At 65.3% G+C, this 17,716-nt stretch carries 20 protein-coding genes; 14 read left to right on the top strand and 6 right to left on the bottom strand.

Annotated features, from left to right (window positions below):
- Nucleotides 1–61 precede the first annotated feature (61 nt).
- Nucleotides 62–901, top strand: a complete 840-nt coding sequence (locus tag GTK01_RS14170) for a MoxR family ATPase (protein ID WP_252926851.1) — start codon at nt 62–64, stop codon at nt 899–901.
- A 1-nt stretch (nt 902) separates the two neighbouring features.
- A complete protein-coding gene (locus GTK01_RS14165) occupies nt 903–1,349 on the top strand; it encodes a GNAT family N-acetyltransferase (RefSeq protein ID WP_252926848.1) in 447 nt (148 codons plus the stop codon).
- A 52-nt stretch (nt 1,350–1,401) separates the two neighbouring features.
- On the opposite strand, the gene GTK01_RS14160 is transcribed toward GTK01_RS14165, so the two are convergent.
- The 3 genes from GTK01_RS14160 to GTK01_RS14150 form a co-directional block, all read right to left on the bottom strand.
- Entirely contained in the window at nt 1,402–1,848 is a 447-nt protein-coding gene (locus GTK01_RS14160; protein WP_252926845.1) for a hypothetical protein, read from the bottom strand.
- Between the two features lie 67 nt (nt 1,849–1,915).
- Nucleotides 1,916–2,986, bottom strand: coding sequence for a TraB/GumN family protein (locus GTK01_RS14155; protein WP_252926842.1), 1,071 nt, complete (start codon nt 2,984–2,986; stop codon nt 1,916–1,918).
- A 35-nt stretch (nt 2,987–3,021) separates the two neighbouring features.
- Nucleotides 3,022–3,984, bottom strand: coding sequence for a tyrosine recombinase XerC (locus GTK01_RS14150; protein ID WP_252926839.1), 963 nt, complete (start codon nt 3,982–3,984; stop codon nt 3,022–3,024).
- A gap of 77 nt (nt 3,985–4,061) precedes the next feature.
- Between GTK01_RS14150 and rimM the strand changes: the two genes are divergently transcribed.
- The 7 genes from rimM (at nt 4,062) to GTK01_RS14115 (ending at nt 10,965) form a co-directional block, all read left to right on the top strand.
- Nucleotides 4,062–4,601 carry a ribosome maturation factor RimM gene (gene rimM, locus GTK01_RS14145; RefSeq protein WP_252926836.1) on the top strand — a complete coding sequence of 180 codons (540 nt, stop codon included), beginning with the start codon at nt 4,062–4,064 and terminating at the stop codon, nt 4,599–4,601.
- On the top strand, nt 4,598–5,284 hold the full coding sequence (trmD, locus tag GTK01_RS14140; protein WP_252926828.1) for a tRNA (guanosine(37)-N1)-methyltransferase TrmD: 687 nt from the start codon (nt 4,598–4,600) through the stop codon (nt 5,282–5,284). Before rimM ends, trmD begins: the two co-directional genes overlap by 4 nt.
- 203 nt (nt 5,285–5,487) lie before the next feature.
- Nucleotides 5,488–6,009 (top strand): 50S ribosomal protein L19, encoded by a 522-nt coding sequence (gene rplS, locus GTK01_RS14135; protein WP_252926819.1) that lies wholly within the window; start codon nt 5,488–5,490, stop codon nt 6,007–6,009.
- Nucleotides 6,010–6,126: 117 nt separating this feature from the next.
- On the top strand, nt 6,127–6,630 hold the full coding sequence (locus GTK01_RS14130) for an MgtC/SapB family protein (RefSeq protein WP_252926817.1): 504 nt from the start codon (nt 6,127–6,129) through the stop codon (nt 6,628–6,630).
- A 252-nt stretch (nt 6,631–6,882) separates the two neighbouring features.
- Nucleotides 6,883–8,295 carry a 3-isopropylmalate dehydratase large subunit gene (gene leuC, locus GTK01_RS14125; protein ID WP_252926803.1) on the top strand — a complete coding sequence of 471 codons (1,413 nt, stop codon included), beginning with the start codon at nt 6,883–6,885 and terminating at the stop codon, nt 8,293–8,295.
- Nucleotides 8,296–8,406: 111 nt separating this feature from the next.
- The gene (locus GTK01_RS14120; protein ID WP_252926800.1) at nt 8,407–9,657 is read left to right on the top strand and encodes a diguanylate cyclase; all 1,251 of its coding nucleotides are present in this window, start codon (nt 8,407–8,409) and stop codon (nt 9,655–9,657) included.
- 111 nt (nt 9,658–9,768) lie between these two features.
- Nucleotides 9,769–10,965 carry a GGDEF domain-containing protein gene (locus GTK01_RS14115; RefSeq protein WP_252926797.1) on the top strand — a complete coding sequence of 399 codons (1,197 nt, stop codon included), beginning with the start codon at nt 9,769–9,771 and terminating at the stop codon, nt 10,963–10,965.
- On the opposite strand, the gene GTK01_RS14110 is transcribed toward GTK01_RS14115, so the two are convergent.
- The 3 genes from GTK01_RS14110 to GTK01_RS14100 form a co-directional block, all read right to left on the bottom strand.
- Nucleotides 10,959–11,789, bottom strand: a complete 831-nt coding sequence (locus GTK01_RS14110) for a hypothetical protein (protein ID WP_252926794.1) — start codon at nt 11,787–11,789, stop codon at nt 10,959–10,961. The two genes, GTK01_RS14115 and GTK01_RS14110, sit on opposite strands and share 7 nt — an antisense overlap.
- Nucleotides 11,786–13,135 (bottom strand): hypothetical protein, encoded by a 1,350-nt coding sequence (locus GTK01_RS14105; RefSeq protein ID WP_252926791.1) that lies wholly within the window; start codon nt 13,133–13,135, stop codon nt 11,786–11,788. Before GTK01_RS14105 ends, GTK01_RS14110 begins: the two co-directional genes overlap by 4 nt.
- A gap of 88 nt (nt 13,136–13,223) precedes the next feature.
- Nucleotides 13,224–13,586 (bottom strand): hypothetical protein, encoded by a 363-nt coding sequence (locus GTK01_RS14100; RefSeq protein ID WP_252926786.1) that lies wholly within the window; start codon nt 13,584–13,586, stop codon nt 13,224–13,226.
- A gap of 164 nt (nt 13,587–13,750) precedes the next feature.
- Between GTK01_RS14100 and GTK01_RS14095 the strand changes: the two genes are divergently transcribed.
- The 5 genes from GTK01_RS14095 (at nt 13,751) to GTK01_RS14075 (ending at nt 17,715) form a co-directional block, all read left to right on the top strand.
- Nucleotides 13,751–14,080 carry a hypothetical protein gene (locus tag GTK01_RS14095; RefSeq protein ID WP_252926783.1) on the top strand — a complete coding sequence of 110 codons (330 nt, stop codon included), beginning with the start codon at nt 13,751–13,753 and terminating at the stop codon, nt 14,078–14,080.
- Nucleotides 14,081–14,282: 202 nt separating this feature from the next.
- Entirely contained in the window at nt 14,283–14,687 is a 405-nt protein-coding gene (gene sdhC, locus GTK01_RS14090; RefSeq protein WP_252926780.1) for a succinate dehydrogenase, cytochrome b556 subunit, read from the top strand.
- Between the two features lie 2 nt (nt 14,688–14,689).
- Nucleotides 14,690–15,073 (top strand): succinate dehydrogenase, hydrophobic membrane anchor protein, encoded by a 384-nt coding sequence (gene sdhD / locus GTK01_RS14085; RefSeq protein WP_252926777.1) that lies wholly within the window; start codon nt 14,690–14,692, stop codon nt 15,071–15,073.
- Between the two features lie 24 nt (nt 15,074–15,097).
- On the top strand, nt 15,098–16,924 hold the full coding sequence (sdhA, locus tag GTK01_RS14080; protein WP_252927095.1) for a succinate dehydrogenase flavoprotein subunit: 1,827 nt from the start codon (nt 15,098–15,100) through the stop codon (nt 16,922–16,924).
- Between the two features lie 11 nt (nt 16,925–16,935).
- Nucleotides 16,936–17,715 carry a succinate dehydrogenase iron-sulfur subunit gene (locus GTK01_RS14075; protein ID WP_252926774.1) on the top strand — a complete coding sequence of 260 codons (780 nt, stop codon included), beginning with the start codon at nt 16,936–16,938 and terminating at the stop codon, nt 17,713–17,715.
- Nucleotide 17,716: the final 1 nt, after the last annotated feature.

Genomic DNA, 17,716 nt, shown 5'->3' with positions numbered 1-17,716 from the left:
TTCTTGCGCCGCCGAAAGCGTCTCCGTACTGTCCGGACCTGTTTGAAAACGGAGTTCGCGGATGCGTTTCGAAGGGACATCGTCCTATGTCGCCGACAAGGATCTGATGGTTGCGGTCAATGCGGCGATCGCGCTGGAAAGGCCGCTGCTGGTCAAGGGCGAGCCGGGCACCGGCAAGACCGAACTGGCCAAGCAGATCGCAGCCGCGCTCGGGCTCGATCTTCTGGAATGGCACGTCAAGTCGACCACCAAGGCCCAGCAAGGCCTCTACGAATATGACGCCGTCTCGCGCCTTCGCGACAGCCAGCTCGGTGACGAGCGCTTCAACGACATCAAGAACTACATCAAGCGCGGCAAGTTGTGGGAGGCGTTCGCGACCGACCGCAAGGTCGTGCTGTTGATCGACGAGATCGACAAGGCCGACATCGAGTTTCCGAACGATCTCCTGCAGGAACTCGACAAGATGGAGTTCTATGTCTACGAGACCGGCGAAACGGTGAAGGCCGTGCACCGGCCGATCGTGATCATCACCTCCAACAACGAGAAGGAACTGCCGGACGCTTTCCTGCGCCGCTGCTTCTTCCACTATATCCGCTTTCCCGACGCCGAGACGCTCGGCAAGATCGTCGACGTCCACTATCCGGGGATCAAGCAGGAACTGGTACGCTCGGCGCTGACGCAGTTCTACGAGGTTCGCGAGGTGCCGGGGCTGAAGAAGAAACCCTCGACCTCCGAGGCGCTGGACTGGATCAGGCTGCTCGTCGCCGACGACGTCGATCCCGCCGACCTTCGCGCCGACCCGAAGAATGCGCTACCGAAGCTGCACGGGGCGCTTTTGAAGAACGAGCAGGACGTGCACCTGTTCGAAAAGCTCGCCTTCATGGCGCGCCGGCAGGGCTGATATGGCGGGCGTCACGGTCCGCGACCTGACGCGGGACGACCAGGCTGACTGGAAGCGCCTGTGGACCGGATATCTCGCCTTCTACAGAACGGAACTGCCTGAAGAGGTCTACGAGACGACGTGGCGACGCCTCTTCACGCCGGGCGAGTTCGAGCCGCGCGCAATGCTGGCGATCGCCGACGGCAGAGCCGTCGGGCTCGTCCATTTCCTCCAGCATCGGACCTGCTGGTCGACCGCGAACAATCTCTATCTGCAGGATCTGTATGCCGCGCCGGACATGCGGGGCAAAGGCGTCGGCCGGGCGCTGATCGAGGCCGTCTATGCGAAGGCGGACGCTGCCGGTATTCGCAACGTCTACTGGATGACCGAGGAAGACAATACGGTGGACCGTCAGCTCTACGATCGCGTTGCGCGACGTACTGGCTTCATCGAATACGATCGCGGGTGACGCGCACGAAAAAGCCCCGCTGAAAAGCGGGCTCGATCGTTGCGAAAGCTTGTTACTCGGCCGGTGCGGGCGCCGGAGCCGTCTCGGTGGAAGCCGGAGCGGTATCTTCGGCGGCAGGTGCGGCCGGAGCGGCATCAGCCGGCTCTTCCGCTGCCGGTGCCGGAGCGGCCGTATCGCCGGCCGGAGCGGGCGCCGTCGCCGCCGGTTCCTCGACGATCGCGCCGCCGGGATCGACCGGGGTGTCCGTGCCGGGCGACCAGTTCATGAATACGAGAAGCGCGACGACGATCGCGGCGGCAACGACGCCGAGAACAAGCGCGTTAGACCCGCCGCCAGAACGGCCCGTATTATCGACAACGATCGTGTCCGACGGGCGCGCGGCGCCGGTCGCGGGATCGACCGCACGCGGGTCGTTTGCTACATAATTGGGGTCCGCCGGATCGGCGGGGTTCACCGGATCATGCGCGCCAGGATCGCGGTTACGCAGGGGGTCGGCCATGGTTCAGGCTCCTCAAGATGACTTATCGTAACCCAAACGTGCGTAACGGCCCGCAGTTCCCGCGTCCCTAGTTGCGGGCAGGCAGGGCGGTGGCCGCATAGCCGGCCTTTTCAAGCAGCGCGACCACGCCGTCCTCGCCTGGAAGATGCAGCGCGCCGATCGCCACGAAGGCGCCGCCGGCATCGAGCATCGGCGCCAAGCGCCCGGCCATGGTGCGGTTGCGGTCGACGATCACCGACTGTTCGAAGCCGGCGATGGCGACGCCGTCCGGCGCGTCACCCGGTAGCGCGGCCTCGAAGAATGGCCAGAAGAGGCCCGTTTCGCCGCGCGCATGGATGACGACCATCGTCTCGATGACGTCGTCGATCGCATCGCCCAGCGCCAGCGTCTCGGTGAGCGCGCGCATGTGGAAGTCGAGAGGCAGGGCGGCCATCGCGCCGAGCTGTTCGGCGGTCGTCTCGAGCCCTTCGATCTCGATACCGGCGGCCTTGGCGCGGGTGGCAAGGGCGACATCGAGGATTTCGGCGCCGGCGGACTTGCGAGCGAGTTCGCAGGTCGGCAGCGTCACCATCGCAGCGATCATCCACGGCTTCATCTTGTCGACGGCACCGAGCGTGAGACCGCGCTCGTCGAGGGCCTGCTCTACCTTCTTGCGGTCTTCGTCGGCGAGCAGCGAGGAAAGGGTGGTCGCGTCGGTGAACATCATCAGGTCGGGATGCTCGGCCATCGTCGCCATGATCGCGGCCGGGTCGAGGATATCGGTCGTCTCGATGACCAGCGTTGCGGAAGTATCAAAGGCGGCGCTCGCCTCGGCGTCCAGTTGGACGATACGCGGATCGGTGACGTGCATGGTGCCGTAGAGATGCGAGACGGCGCCGTTCGGCGCCTTGATGCGCCAAAGCATCGCCTCGCCGTTCGGCGTTTCGGCGGATGCCGCGAGCAGGCGGGCATAGGAGGCCGGATCGTCGCGTTCCATCGCGGCGAGAAGGTCGTCGCCGGTGCAGACGGCCTCGGCCTGCGCGGCCCAGGTTCCGGCGAAAAGGATGAGCGTGAAGCTTGCAAAGGCGAGCGTCGTCAGCGCGGCAAGGAGGCGCAGCGCGGCATCTGCAAGGCGGTCGGGATCGAAACGCAGCAACATGCGTGCGAGCCTAGCGTGCATATGAGGCGAAATGGTTAAGCGGCGGCCGGCTTCGACAAGTGCCCGCGGGGATGGGTCTTGTCGTAAATCTCGAGGAGGCGGGCGGAATCGACTCCCGTATAGATCTGCGTCGTCGACAGGCTCGCATGGCCGAGCAGTTCCTGGATCGCACGCAGATCGCCGCCGCGGGCGAGAAGGTGCGTGGCGAATGAATGGCGCAACGCGTGCGGCGTCGCCGTATCGGGCAGGCCGAGCGCAGAGCGCATCTTCTTCATCTCGCGCTGGACGATGGCGGCGGCAAGTGGCCCGCCCTTTGCGCCGCGAAAGAGAGGCTTGCCGGCGTCCAGATGGTAGGGGCAGAGCCGGCGGTAGGCGGCGATGGCGGCGAGTGCCGCGGGCAGGACGGGGACGAGCCGCGTCTTGCCGCCCTTGCCCGTGACGCGCAGGACCGTGTCGGCTTCGGTTGACAGATGGTCGCCGGTCAGACCGAGCGCTTCTGAAATGCGCAGGCCGCAGGCATAAAGGAGCGTCAGCACGGCCGCGTTGCGGGCCGCGATCCAGGGCTCCTCTGCGAGCTGGTCGCCGGCCGAGACGACGCGGCGCGCGTCTGGTGCCGTCAGCGGCTTGGGCAGCGATTTTGGCTGCTTGGGCGAGCGCAGCGCCGACGCGCCGGCAGCGTTGACGAGGCCGCGCCGCTCCAGAAACCTGAGCAGCGATCGGACGCCGGCAAGGCCACGCCCAAGCGTGCGCGCACCTGCGCCCTCGCCGCGCCGTGCGGCAAGCCAGGCGCGCAGGTCAACCGGGCGCAGATCGGCGATATCGCGGATTGCAGGCGGGGCGCCCAGATGGGCGGTGAGGAAGACGAGGAACTGGCGCGTGTCGCGCTCGTAGGCCTCGACCGTCAGCGCAGCCAGGCGGCGCTCGACGGCCAGGGATTTCAGCCAGGCCGCGCGGGCGTCCTGCAGGTCGTGCCGGGCGATGACGAGAAATTCGGACATGGGGCCATCTTCGTCGTGCAAGGTTGACAGGCGGTGAAGGGCGGCGTTTGAAGCTGCCCCAAAAGGAAGAGAGTGAAATGAGCGACGACCAGCGAGTTCTGATGGCGGTGATCGGCGCGCCGCACGGCGTGCGCGGTGAGGTGCGAATCAAGACCTTCACCGGCGATCCGCTGGCGCTCGGCGACTATGGAAAGCTGACCGACGCCAAGGGCGCGGTCTACACGATCGCCAATCTGCGCCCGTCCAAGACCGTCGTGGTCGCGCGCATCAAGGAGATCACCACGCGGGAAGCTGCGGAAGCCGCGAACGGAACGGAACTCTACGTCGCCCGCAGCGCCCTGCCGGACGATCTCGACGAGGACGAATACTACCATGCCGACCTGATCGGCCTCGAAGCTGTCGACGCGGCAGGCGCGAAGGTCGGATCGGTGAAGGCGATGCACGATTTCGGCGCCGGCGACATCATCGAGCTGACGCTTTCGACGGGCGGTACGGCGATGGTGCCGTTCACCCGCGCCGCGGTGCCGCAGGTCGCGCTCGCCGATCGGCGGATCGTCATCGACCCTGCAGCGGCAGGGCTGCTGCCCGACGAAGACGAGCAAGAGGAAAGGCAGTGACCTTCCGCGCGACCGTTCTCACGCTTTATCCGGAGATGTTTCCCGGCACGCTTGGCCTGTCGCTTGCCGGCCGCGCGCTCACCGAGGGCACGTGGTCGCTCGACACGCTTCAGATCCGTGAATTTGCCACCGATCGCCACCGCACCGTGGACGACACGCCGGCAGGAGGCGGCGCGGGCATGGTGCTGAAGGCCGACATTATCGCCAAAGCGGTGGACCATGCCTCGCCGCAGGGCGATCCGCGGCCGCGCCTCCTGATGAGCCCGCGCGGGCGGCCGTTGACGCAGGCGCGGGTGCGTGCGCTTGCCGATGGACCCGGCGCGGTGATCCTGTGCGGCCGCTTCGAGGGGGTCGACCAGCGCGTCATCGACGCGCGCGGCCTCGAGGAAGTATCGATCGGCGACTACATCCTGTCGGGCGGAGAAATCGCCGCGCAGGTGCTGCTCGACGCCGTCGTGCGGCTTCTTCCGGGCGTCATGGGCAACTTGGCCTCGGGCGAAGAGGAAAGCTTCGAAAGCGGCATGCTGGAGCATCCGCACTATACGCGTCCGGCCGAGTTCGAGGGCATGGCGATCCCGGACGTCTTGACCTCTGGAAATCACAAGAAGATCGCCGAATGGCGGCGCGCGCAGGCGCTGGCACTGACGCGGGCGCGGCGGCCGGATCTCCTGGACGAAAAATGACGCGGCGGGCGTGACAATCGCGCCAAAGCCATGTATGAGCGCGTCGCTGAGCCCGGATTGCGTGTCCGGACCCGTCAAGAATTACTGACCACCGCTCCTGCTTCCGGCCCTGGCCGGTTCGCATAGCCTGCCGGTCCATCGAGACTGAGAAGGCGAGTGCCGAGCGCTCTGGCTGTTCGAAGAACAAGAAGAGGTTTAGTCCGATGGACATCATCCGTCAGCTCGAGGCCGAACAGGCCGCCAAGATCGAAGAAAAGCGCAAGCTCCCCGAATTCCAGCCGGGCGACACCGTCCGCGTCATGGTCCGCGTCACGGAAGGCACGCGCACCCGCGTGCAGGCCTATGAGGGCGTGTGCATCGCCCGCTCCGGCGCCGGCCTTAACGAGAACTTCACCGTCCGCAAGATCTCCTATGGCGAAGGCGTGGAGCGTGTGTTCCCAGTCTATTCGCCGATGGTCGAGGGCGTCGAAATCGTCCGCCGCGGCAAGGTGCGCCGCGCCAAGCTCTATTACCTGCGCGATCGTCGCGGCAAGTCGGCCCGCATCGTCGAGAACACGAGCGTTCGCGCCCGCAAGCTCAACGACGCCGAGCGCGAAGCCGCCAACGCAGAGAAGGCCCGCATCGAGGCCGAGAAGGTCGCAGCCGCACAGGCGCTCGCCGCCGAAAAGGCCGCGGCCGACAAGGAAGCCGCTGACAAGGCTGCTGCCGAAGCCGACAACGCATAAGCTTCCTGCCTTTCAGGCAGATCGCAAAGGGCGCGGGTTTCCGCGCCCTTTTTCGTTTTTCGGCGGGAGAAAGCCGGCTATGGATGACGACGCCGTCAACCGGACAACGACATAAACATGAGTGACATCCTCGCCGATTTCGGCCATCCGACCTACCTGCCATTTGGCGTCATCACGGCCCGGCTGCTCGTCGCCGCGCTGTTCGGAGCGATGATCGGCTTCGAGCGCGAGTGGCGCGACCATCCAGCGGGCCTGCGCACGCATATGCTCGTCTCGCTCGCGGCCGCATCCTTCGCGATCCTCGGCATCGAGATCGTTCATTCCTCGCAGTTCGACGCTGATGCCTCGCGTCTCGATCCGCTCCGCCTGATCGAGGCCGTGACGGCGGGCGTCGCATTCCTGGCCGCCGGCACGATCATCTTCGCGCGCGGCAAGGTGAAGGGCCTGACGACCGGAGCGGGGCTCTGGCTTTCCGGCGCGATCGGGCTCGCGGCCGGGCTCGGCTTCTGGCAGGTGGCCGCACTGGCGACCGTGCTCGCCATCATCGTGCTCGGCGCGATGCACGTTCTGGAAAAGAAGGTCGGGCGCATCGACGGCAGGGACGGCCCGCCCGACGATTGAGGTATCGACTACGCAGTCGAGGATGACTGAACGCCCGATTGAAGGCCGGCCGAAAGGCTGGTAATGAAGCCTTCCATGGAAAAGCTCTTCGGGAACCCGACCTACAAGAGGTTCGTGCTGCAGGACCACAAGCGCCTGCCGTCCCGTTTCTTCGCGCGGTTTTCCGGCGCGACGGCGAGCCTCGCGCGCTAGGCGCGCGCCTCGCCCTTCGCCCTTTTCCGCCTGCTTCTTCGACCGAACGGACTTCGCACCATGAGCGCACCGCGTACACTTTACGACAAGATCTTCGACGACCACGTCGTCGACCGTCAGGATGATGGCACCTGTCTTCTCTATATCGACCGTCACCTCGTTCACGAGGTGACGAGCCCGCAGGCCTTCGAGGGGTTGCGCATGGCCGGCCGCAAGGTGCGCCATCCCGAGCGCACGCTGGCCGTCGTCGATCATAATGTGCCCACCTCTCCCGACCGCAAGCTCGGCATCAACCGGAACGAGGAAAGCCGCATCCAGATCGAGGCGCTGGCGAAGAACGCGGCCGATTTCGGCGTCGAGTACTATGATGCGGCGGACATTCGCCAGGGTATCGTCCACATCATCGGGCCGGAACAGGGCTTCACCCTGCCGGGCATGACGATCGTGTGCGGCGACAGCCACACCTCGACGCATGGCGCGTTCGGCGCGCTCGCTCACGGCATCGGAACGTCGGAGGTCGAGCATGTGCTTGCCACGCAGACGCTGATCCAGAAGAAGGCGAAGAACATGCTGGTGCGTGTCGACGGGCAGTTGCCCCAAGGCGTCACGGCCAAGGACATCATCCTCGCCATCATCGGCGAGATCGGCACGGCCGGCGGCACCGGCTACGTCATCGAATATGCCGGCGAGGCGATCCGCGCGCTGTCGATGGAAGGGCGGATGACGATCTGCAACATGTCGATCGAAGGCGGCGCGCGCGCCGGCCTGATCGCGCCTGACGAGACGACCTTCGCCTACGTGAAGGACAAGCCGCGCGCGCCGAAGGGCAAGGCGTGGGAGATGGCCGTCGACTACTGGAAGACGCTGATCTCGGACGAGGGCGCCCACTACGACAAGGTCGTGGTGCTCGACGCCGCCAACCTGCCGCCGATCGTCTCGTGGGGCTCCTCGCCTGAGGACGTCGTTGCGGTGACGGGCGAAGTGCCAGATCCGGCCGGTATTCCCGACGAGAACAAGCGTACCTCCAAAAAGCGCGCGCTCGACTATATGGGCCTGACGCCGGGCACGAAGATCACCGACATCACCATCGACCGCGTCTTCATCGGCTCGTGCACGAACGGCCGGATCGAGGATCTGCGCGCGGCGGCAGCCGTCATCGAAGGCCGCAAGGTCGCGGCGAATGTCGACGCGATGGTCGTTCCAGGCTCGGGCCTCGTCAAGCAGCAGGCCGAGGCCGAAGGGCTCGACAAGGTCTTCATCGAAGCCGGTTTCGACTGGCGCGAGCCGGGCTGCTCAATGTGCCTCGCGATGAACGACGACCGCCTGAAGCCGCACGAGCGCTGCGCTTCAACCTCGAACCGCAATTTCGAGGGCAGGCAGGGTTTCAAGGGCCGCACGCATCTCGTCTCGCCGGCAATGGCCGCTGCGGCGGCGATCGCGGGGCATTTCGTCGACATTCGAGACTGGAAATAATCATCGGACAGGCCCGCTTCGGCGGGCCTTCCTTTCGACCACCATCTTTTCCCGTTACGGAATATTGAGATTTCGCCGTCAGGATACGACGAAATCAAGGGCGGGTAGACGATGAGCGGCGCGGCATTTCTCATGGCGATCAATTTCGCCATAGCCAGCTTGCTGGCCGCTGCCTTCGTCACCATCGCGCTGTATGACCGCAGCCGCATCGCGGCCAAGTACTTTGCCGGCGGCTACGTTCTCGGCGCGGCATATTTCGGCGTCGAGTTCCTGATCCCGATGCTGATCGGCGGCAACCGGTCGGTCCTTTTGGGCTATGCGCTCTTCCTCGCCGCTCTGGTCGTCTTCAACCGCGGTCTCGCGCGGCTCTACCGTGTGCGCATGCCCTGGAAGGTGGTGGCGGCGATCTTCGTTCTCTCGATCCTGGCCAAGGTCGCGAGCGACCAGCTGCCGCGCGAGTCCTTCACGCGAATGATGATCTACCAGTTGCCATACTTCGTCATGCAGACTATCGGCGCGGGCATCATTTTCGCCTCGGCCAAGCGGCGGCCGATCGATTTCGTTCTCGCCTCGCTCCTGACCGTCACAGCCATCCACTACATCATGAAGCCGGTCGTTGCGCTGCAGGCGGGCGGTGTCGGCTCCTCGCCGTCACACTACGCCTCGACCCTCTACGCCTTCATCGGGCAGACGACGGGGGCGATCCTGTCTGTCGCCGTGGCGCTCTTGCTGATGGTCATTCTCGTGCGGGACCTTCTGGCGGAAATCACGATACGCTCGGAAACCGACCCCCTTTCAGGGCTCTTCAATCGACGCGGCTTCGAGCTGCGTTTCGAGCGGCTGCTGCAGGCGACCGAAAGCAAGGGGCTGCCGATCTCGCTCGTCCTTTGCGACCTGGATCATTTCAAGTCGGTCAACGATACGCATGGCCATGCGGGCGGCGACCGGGTCATCACGGCCTTTGCCGACGTGCTGCGCGCCGCGACCCTGCCGAACCATGTCGTGGCGCGGATCGGCGGCGAGGAGTTCGCAGTGGTACTCCCGGGCTGCAACCTGGCGGCCGCGCGGCTCTTTGCCGAAAGCGTACGCATCTCCCTGGGGGAATTGCAGGTCGAGACGCTGCCGGACGACGCTCGCTTTACAGCCAGCTTCGGCGTTGCCGAGAGGACCCGCGACGAAGCGTCGGAGGCCGTCCACTATCGCGCCGACGCCGCGCTCTATCATGCCAAGGACGCAGGCCGGGACCGGGTGCGGGCCTCGATTGCGGACGGGACGCGGACCGGCAAGATGATTGGCGAGGACCGTAAACCCGCCTACGGTGGGACCCTCAGCTTTCCCGGTGCGGCGAGCGCCCATTCCTGACGGAAAGCCATCGGCCCGGTCGAGGTGACGGCCGGCAGCTTAACGGCTTGTTCGGGTTTCCCGCCTAGGTTCGAACGAGCTTGGGTGAGGCCGTCGGTTTTGAATTCATCGTTGTTTGTTGCGCTTGTCGTCCCGACGCTAAGCGGTATCTTTTCGGCTTCACTGTTCCTGCTCGCACGGCACCAGGTGGACCGCGTCGTTGAACGGGCGGCCTTTGCCTATGCCGGCTTCGCAATCGGCATGTCGCTGCAGTATTTCGAACCGTTCGGCTTCGCTCTGTCGCGCTTTCTGTCGAACGCGATCTTTCTCGCCAGCATGGTCGTTCTGTCGACAGCTCTGATGGCGCGGCATGGCAGGCGCGCGCCCTTGGTGGCGATGTCCGCAATCGTCGTCGTCGCCCTGACAGCCCTTGCTTGGGGCCTGATCGGCGAGCCGAACCTGACGCTGAGGGTCGCAGCCGCCAGTCTCGGATTTGCCGCGGTTTCGGGCCTCCTGGCCTACAAATTGTGGCGGATCAGCGGGCCGACGCTCGTCGATCGCATCCTGCTCGGAGCGGCCGTCTTCATTACGGCGGGTTCAGTGATCCGGCCGGCGGTGATCTACCTGCTGCAGGGTGGCCTCGGCACGGAACAGCTGTTTTTCCAGTCGCTCTACTGGCTGTCGCTCGTTCTGTCGGCCGTATTCTTCCTTTCGATCATCGCGCTGACCCTCATCTCCTCTGCTTCTCTCGATACGATCGAGACGTTGCGGACCGAGGCGGGCACGGACATGCTGTCTGGCGCGCTCAACCGGCGCGGCTTCGAGCAAGGGGCGATCCGGCTGATCCGCAAGGCGGAATGCCAGGGCCAGCCGGTGTCGCTCGTTCTTGCCGATCTCGATCATTTCAAGCAGGTCAATGACCATTTCGGCCACGCCTGCGGCGATGCTGCGATCCGCAAGTTTGCCGAATGTCTGGTTGAGCAGGCCGGAGCGGATGTGCTGGTCGGGCGGCTGGGTGGCGAAGAGTTCGCCATCCTTGCCAGCGGCGTCGCGGCCCCGGCCGCGCGGTTGATGGCCGAGGGCATGCGGGTGGGACTGTCGCTTTACGCACTCGACGGCATGCCGGCGGATAGGCGATTGACGGCGAGCTTCGGCGTGGCGCAACTCACCCCCTCCGAAACGCTTGCCAGTCTGGTCGAACGCGCCGACCAGGCCCTTTACGCTGCCAAGGCAGCAGGCCGCGACCGCGTCCGCGTGTCAGCTCTCCCGGAGGAAGCGCGCGAGGGCGAAGAGGCACTGGAGCCTGCCCGCGCCGGGCACGGTCACTGAAGGCTGGCCATCGGCCCGGTGGAGGTGACGAGCTTGTACGCGGCCATCTCCTCTGCCGAAAGATAGTAGAGCGCGCGCGGCGGCGTATCGAGCGCGTGCAGCCACATGGCCGGGTCGACGCCCATTTCCGACAGGTAGCGCGAGATGCGCGCGGCAGTGATCTGCGCGTCCGACATCGCCTGTTCGGGCGCCGGCAGGTTCGTCGTGCCGGCATAGAACTGGTGCAGGCCGATCGCAGCCTTGTCGCCGACCGTGCGCGTCGTGCCGCCGGCGAAGACCAGCGGGCAGGAGGAGGCGCATAGCGCACCATCGGGAACGAGCGTCGCCAGATCGCGCTCGCGGATCATCCGCGCCATCGCCATCGCGTCTTCCAAAGAGCCGCCCGGAGAGTTGAGCGAAACCGTCTGAACATATTCGCCGCGCGCCTCGAGTTCGGCGGCAAGGCGAGCAGAGGAGCCCACATCAATCGAGCCGGTCGCGGAGAGCACGCCTCCCGGCTTGAGCTCGAAGCGCACGGCGTCCTTGAGCAGATCCTCGTCGGTCTGTACGTTTTCGCGCGGGTCCTGCGAGCCCGATGTCGAGCCGTCTGTCTCGACGGCCGGGGGCAGGATCGGCTCGGTGACATGAACTGATGCCTGGTCCGAAGGCCAAAGACCGCCGGTTTCCTTCTGCAGTTCGTAAAGGTCGAAGGCGAGGACGCCGACGACGCCGGCGAGCATCGCGCCGAAGGTGAACCGCATGACATTGCCGTCGTCGATGCGATCGACCAACCGGGCGAAGCGGCCCTGCGGCGCGATGGCGGAATGGTGCACGTGGTCGGTCATGGCTCGAACCGCTTGCGTTCGTTGAGGGAAAGAGGCGTGACGTTTTCGCTCGACGCCGCTGGCGCGGACGGCGAAGCGGGGACTGCGGGCCGCGTCTCGACGGGTACAGGCTCTGGCTCGGGCACTGCTGCGGGCTGGCGTGCGGCGCGGACGGCGGCAAGCGTCTCGTGCAGCTCGATGGAGCGCAGCATGTCGGCCGCGGTGATGCGGTCGGCATCGGACAGGCCATCCTCGTGGCGGCGAAGCGCCGCCATCACGACGGCCATGACCGCGACGAAGACGCCGGGCAGGAGATCGATCGAGATCGCGCCGGCCCAGCTCGGCAGGAAGCTGGTCGCGTAGACCAGAACGGCTTCGGCCGATGACAGCGGCACGAAGCGGCGCTCGTCGACGCGCGGCTGCGCGAGAATTTCGCTGGCTGCTTCCGAGAGCGCCGCCGACTGCGCGGCGACCGAAGCGCGAACCGTTTCCATCACGGTCGACTGGCGGCCGGCCAGATCGGCGTCGGCGCCGCTCGTCACCGGGGCGATGAAGCCCATCGACAAATCCTGCGCGGCGCGGACAACCGAGGGCGCGATTGAGGTCTGCTCGAGCGAGGCGATGACGCCCGACAAGGCGACGGTTTCCTGTGCGAACTCGTTGGCGCGCGGCTCGACCGGGCCGGCGGCCGAGACGAGCTGGCGCATCGCCGTCAGATGAAGCTGGCCTTCCTCGAACAGCGTCTGCACGCGCTCGCGCGAGCCCTCGATGGTAGCCTGCAATTCGTTCATCTGCGCGGACATCTGCGTCAGAAGCTGGACGACGCTGCCCGAACCGGATGTGCCCGTCAGGGCGCCCGATGCGCGCTCGTCCTCGGCGAGGCGGGCGAACCGGTCCTGAGCGCGCTGGATGTCGGGCAGGAGCGAGAGCGCGCCGAGCGCATTCGAGTGCGCCTGGTCGAGATCGGCCGTGTATTCCTGCTGGGTCGTCGCCAGATGCTGCTCGACCGCGGCGGAGCCGGCGAGCGCGGCCGCATTCAGCCATGACGACATGGCAATGATCATCACCGAGCCGATGACCATGATCCCGAAGAGGGCAACGCGGGAGACACCGTCCCGCATTTCGGGAACGAATCGGATGAGGTACGTCCAGAAACCGTAGATGCCGACCGAGACGGCGACCGAATAGATGATCGCGCCGAGGAAGACGAGCGTTGCCGATCCGTCGAGCAGGCCGCGCACGCCGAGATAGGTGTAGACGCCGCTGGCCAGCGCGAGCGTGGCCAGGACGAAGCGCGTCATGGTCTGCAGCGAGGCGATGTGGTTGCGCAGGCGGCTCGCGGATGCCGATGTCGAATGGTTACTCATTTCTTAACCTCTTCATCCGCAATGGCAAAAGAAAGGTGTCGAAATGTGGACGCGCATGCACGCGGCGACTTCACGAGGCTGTGTGCGCTCAGCGGCAAAGGACTTCCGCCGGGGTCGGTACGACGTGATCGGGCAGGCCGTACATGTAGCTGCGGCCATGCAGGAGCACCGCGCCATAGTCGCAGTTGCGATAGGGGCGCAGCTGCAACCGCTGGCCGCCATGGTAGGCGATGCGCGGCGCGTCCGTCTCATTGTAGGAGCCGGTGGCGCGGTAGCCCGAAGCCTCTTGGCCGGCGCCCACGACAATGCGCTTGTAGCCGGCCGGCGCGTAGATCACGAGATTGCCGAAACTGTCGGTATGGACCCGGTCCTGGTAGAGGCTGCCGGCGCCGGCGACCGTAGCGGAGGCGGCTAGGAGCATGGCTGCGAAGGCGTAGGCGCGTCTGTTCATCACGATCCTCCGGAACGGGTGCTGCGGCGTCCTGCCGTCATCTTAAGACAAGTTAACGCTTTCTTAACTCTTGTCACCCGAAACGGGACGCTTGCCGGCGCGTCTTTCTGGGGACATGGTTAATGCCGACGGTCCCGACGACGCCCCCCGCCACAAGGACACGCATGAAACGCATCGAAATTCCGCTGGCTCTTCTCGCCATCCTTTTCGTCTCGGGTTGCGTCGCCGATCTTGACGACGTTGCAACGGGGTCGGTGCCGGCCCAGCCGCCACTGGCGACCTATGCATGCGAGGATGGAAGCCAGCTCAAGGTCGCTGCAACCGGAGCCTCTGTCGTCGTCGAGGCGCAAGGCGAGGAAGATCCCGTCGCGTTGCCGGCAAGCCCGCCCAACCAGTTCTACCGATTCGCCGAGGGTCTTTATTCACTCGTCGTCGAAAACGGGGAGGCGCTGTGGATGAAGAATGGCGAGGGCGCTCTTGCCTGCCGCGCTTGAGCGATTGTTACATCGGTTAATCGATTGAACCGGCAGAGCACCACTTTTCCTTCGCAGGGGCGTCGCTAAATGGGTGCGGGTCCAGCGTTTTCCGGCTTTGACGCATTGCAAAAAGCGAATTAGAAAGCGCCAACACTTCACGTCGCAGTCCGGCGACGGCATGACGCATTCAAGGTCCGTGCCGCCGTCGAACGGGGGAGCCATGAGCAAGACCACAGCCACCCGTGCGAGACCCCTGTCTCCGCATCTCCAAATCTACAAGCCGATCCCGACGATGATGATGTCGATCATTCATCGCATTACCGGCTGCGCGCTCTATTTCGGCGTTCTCCTGCTCGCGATCTGGCTGATGGCCGCCGCCGGCACACCCGAGGGCTTCGCGCGCGTGCAGAACATCTACGGCTCGTGGCTCGGGCTGGTGGTCCTGTTCGGCTTCACCTGGGTGCTCGTCCATCACATGCTGGGCGGTATCCGCCACCTGGTGATGGACACGGGCGCCGGGCTCGGCAAGGAAGAATCGACGAAGGCGGCGATCGCCATGCCGATCGTCTCGATCGTGCTGACGATCCTCGTGTGGGTCGTCGCCATCATGGCGCGGGGAGCCTGACCATGAGCGACATGCGCACTCCGCTCCGCCGTGTCCGCGGCCTCGGCTCCGCCCGCGAGGGCACGCTGCATTTCTGGCGCCAGCGCCTGACCGCCATCGCCAACGTGCCGCTCGTCCTTTTCATGGTCGGGCTGATGGTGGCGCTCGTCGGGGCGCCTTACGAAGAGGTCCGAGCGACGCTCGCCAATCCGTTCGTCACGCTTGTGGTGATCCTCTTCCTCGTCTCGGTGCTTTACCATATGAAGCTCGGCATGCAGATCGTCATCGAGGATTACGTGCATGGCGAGGGAGCGAAGGTCGCGCTGATCGCGCTCAACACCTTCTTCCCGCTCGTCGTCGGCGTCGCCTCCATCTTTGCCCTTCTCAAAATCGCATTCGGAGGCTGACCAGTGGCCGACGCTGAAACCAGAATGAACGCCTCGCGGCCCGCGAGCGACGGCTATACCTATGTCGATCACAAATACGACGTCGTGGTCGTCGGCGCCGGCGGCGCGGGCCTGCGCGCCACGCTCGGCATGGCCGAGCAGGGCCTGAAGACGGCCTGCATCACCAAGGTCTTCCCGACGCGCTCGCATACGGTCGCGGCGCAGGGCGGTATCGCTGCCTCGCTGCAGAACATGGGCGCGGATTCGTGGCAGTGGCACATGTACGACACCGTCAAGGGGTCGGACTGGCTCGGCGACGTCGACGCGATGGAATATCTGGCGCGCGAGGCGCCCGCCGCCGTCTACGAACTCGAGCATTACGGCGTGCCGTTCTCGCGCACAGAAGAGGGCAAGATCTATCAGCGCCCCTTTGGCGGCCACATGCAGAATTTCGGCGACGGCCCGCCGGTCCAGCGCACCTGCGCGGCGGCCGACCGCACCGGCCATGCCATCCTGCACACGCTTTATGGCCAGTCGGTCAAGAACAACGCACAGTTCTTCATCGAGTATTTCGCGCTCGACCTGATCATGACGGACGGGGTCTGCACTGGTGTCGTCGCCTGGAATCTCGACGACGGCACGATCCACCGCTTCTCGGCCAAGATGGTGGTGCTGGCGACGGGCGGTTACGGTCGCGCCTATTTCTCCGCGACGAGCGCCCACACCTGCACCGGCGACGGTAACGGAATGGTGGCGCGCGCGGGCCTGCCGCTGCAGGACATGGAGTTCGTCCAGTTCCACCCGACGGGCATCTACGGCGCGGGCTGCCTCATCACCGAGGGCGTGCGCGGCGAGGGCGGCTATCTCGTCAATTCGGAAGGCGAGCGTTTCATGGAGCGCTACGCGCCCTCGGCGAAGGATCTCGCCTCGCGCGATGTCGTCTCGCGCTGCATGACCATGGAAATCCGCGAGGGACGAGGCGTCGGCAAGGCGAAGGACCACATCTTCCTTCATCTCGACCACCTCGACCCCGCCGTGATTCACGAGCGGTTGCCGGGCATTGCCGAATCGGCGCGCATCTTTGCCGGCGTCGACGTGACGCGCGAGCCCATCCCGGTGCTGCCGACGGTCCACTACAATATGGGCGGCATCCCGACGAACTACTGGGGCGAGGTGCTGAACCCCACCGCAGAGAACCCCGATGCCGTCGCGCCGGGCCTGATGGCCGTCGGCGAAGCGGCTTGCGCCTCGGTTCACGGCGCCAACCGCCTCGGCTCCAATTCGCTGATCGATCTCGTCGTCTTCGGACGCGCCGCCGCCATCCGCGCCGGCCAGGTGATCGATCGCGACGCGTCCATCCCGGCCATCAACAATGCTGCCTGCGACAAGATCATGGAGCGCTTCGACCGCATCCGTCACGCCAACGGCTCGACGCCGACGGCGAAGTTACGCGACCTGATGCAAAAGGCGATGCAGGAAGACGCGGCCGTGTTCCGCACGCAGGAATCGCTCGAGAACGGCTGCAAGCGCATTTCGGAAATCTGGAACGGGCTTGCCGACATCAAGGTCACCGACCGCTCGATGATCTGGAATTCGGATCTCGTCGAGACGCTCGAGCTCGACAATCTGATGGCGAATGCGATCACCACGGTCTATTCGGCCGAGGCGCGCAAGGAAAGCCGCGGCGCCCATGCCCGCGAGGACTACTCCGAGCGCGACGATGCTCATTGGCGCAAGCATACGCTTGCCTGGGTCGACGAGGCCGGCCATGTCCGCCTCGACTACCGCCCGGTCCACACCGAGCCGATGCTCGCAGTGGCCGATGGCGGCATCGACCCGGCGAAGATCGCCCCGAAGAAGCGCGTTTACTGAGGATCGGCAGAATGGTCGAAATCACCCTTCCCAAGAATTCGCGGATCAACGAGGGCAAGACCTGGCCGAAGCCGGCCGGCGCCACGAACCTTCGCGAATACAAAATCTATCGCTGGTCGCCGGACGACGACGAGAACCCGCGCACCGACACCTACTATGTCGACATGGACGATTGCGGGCCGATGGTTCTCGACGCGCTCCTGTGGATCAAGAACAATATCGATCCGACGCTGACGCTGCGCCGCTCCTGCCGAGAGGGCATCTGCGGTTCGTGCGCGATGAACATCGACGGCACCAACACGCTCGCCTGCACCAAGGGCGCGGACGAGGTGTCGGGCGTCGTCAAGGTCTATCCGCTACCGCACATGCCGGTGGTCAAGGACCTCGTGCCGGACCTGACCGTACCCTACGCGCAGCTTTCCTCGATCCAGCCCTGGCTGCAGACGGTTTCGCCGGAGCCTGCCAAGGAATGGACGCAGAGCCACGAAGATCGCCAAAAGCTCGATGGCCTCTACGAGTGCATCCTGTGCTTCTGCTGCCAGACCTCGTGCCCGTCCTACTGGTGGAACGGCGAGCGCTATCTCGGGCCCGCCGTGCTGTTGCAGGCCTATCGCTGGCTGATCGACTCCCGAGACGAGAAGACCGGCGAGCGCCTCGACAATCTGGAAGACCCCTTCCGGCTTTATCGCTGCCACACGATCATGAACTGCACGCAGGCCTGCCCGAAGGGGCTGAACCCGGCCAAGGCGATCGCGGAGATCAAGAAGATGATGGTCGAGCGGCGGGTTTAAT

The sequence above is a fragment of the Aliihoeflea sp. 40Bstr573 genome (assembly GCF_024105655.1).
GTDB lineage: Bacteria > Pseudomonadota > Alphaproteobacteria > Rhizobiales > Rhizobiaceae > Aliihoeflea.
The sequence above is the reverse complement of the archived record's forward strand: the minus strand, read 5'-3'. Positions and strand labels throughout refer to the sequence as shown.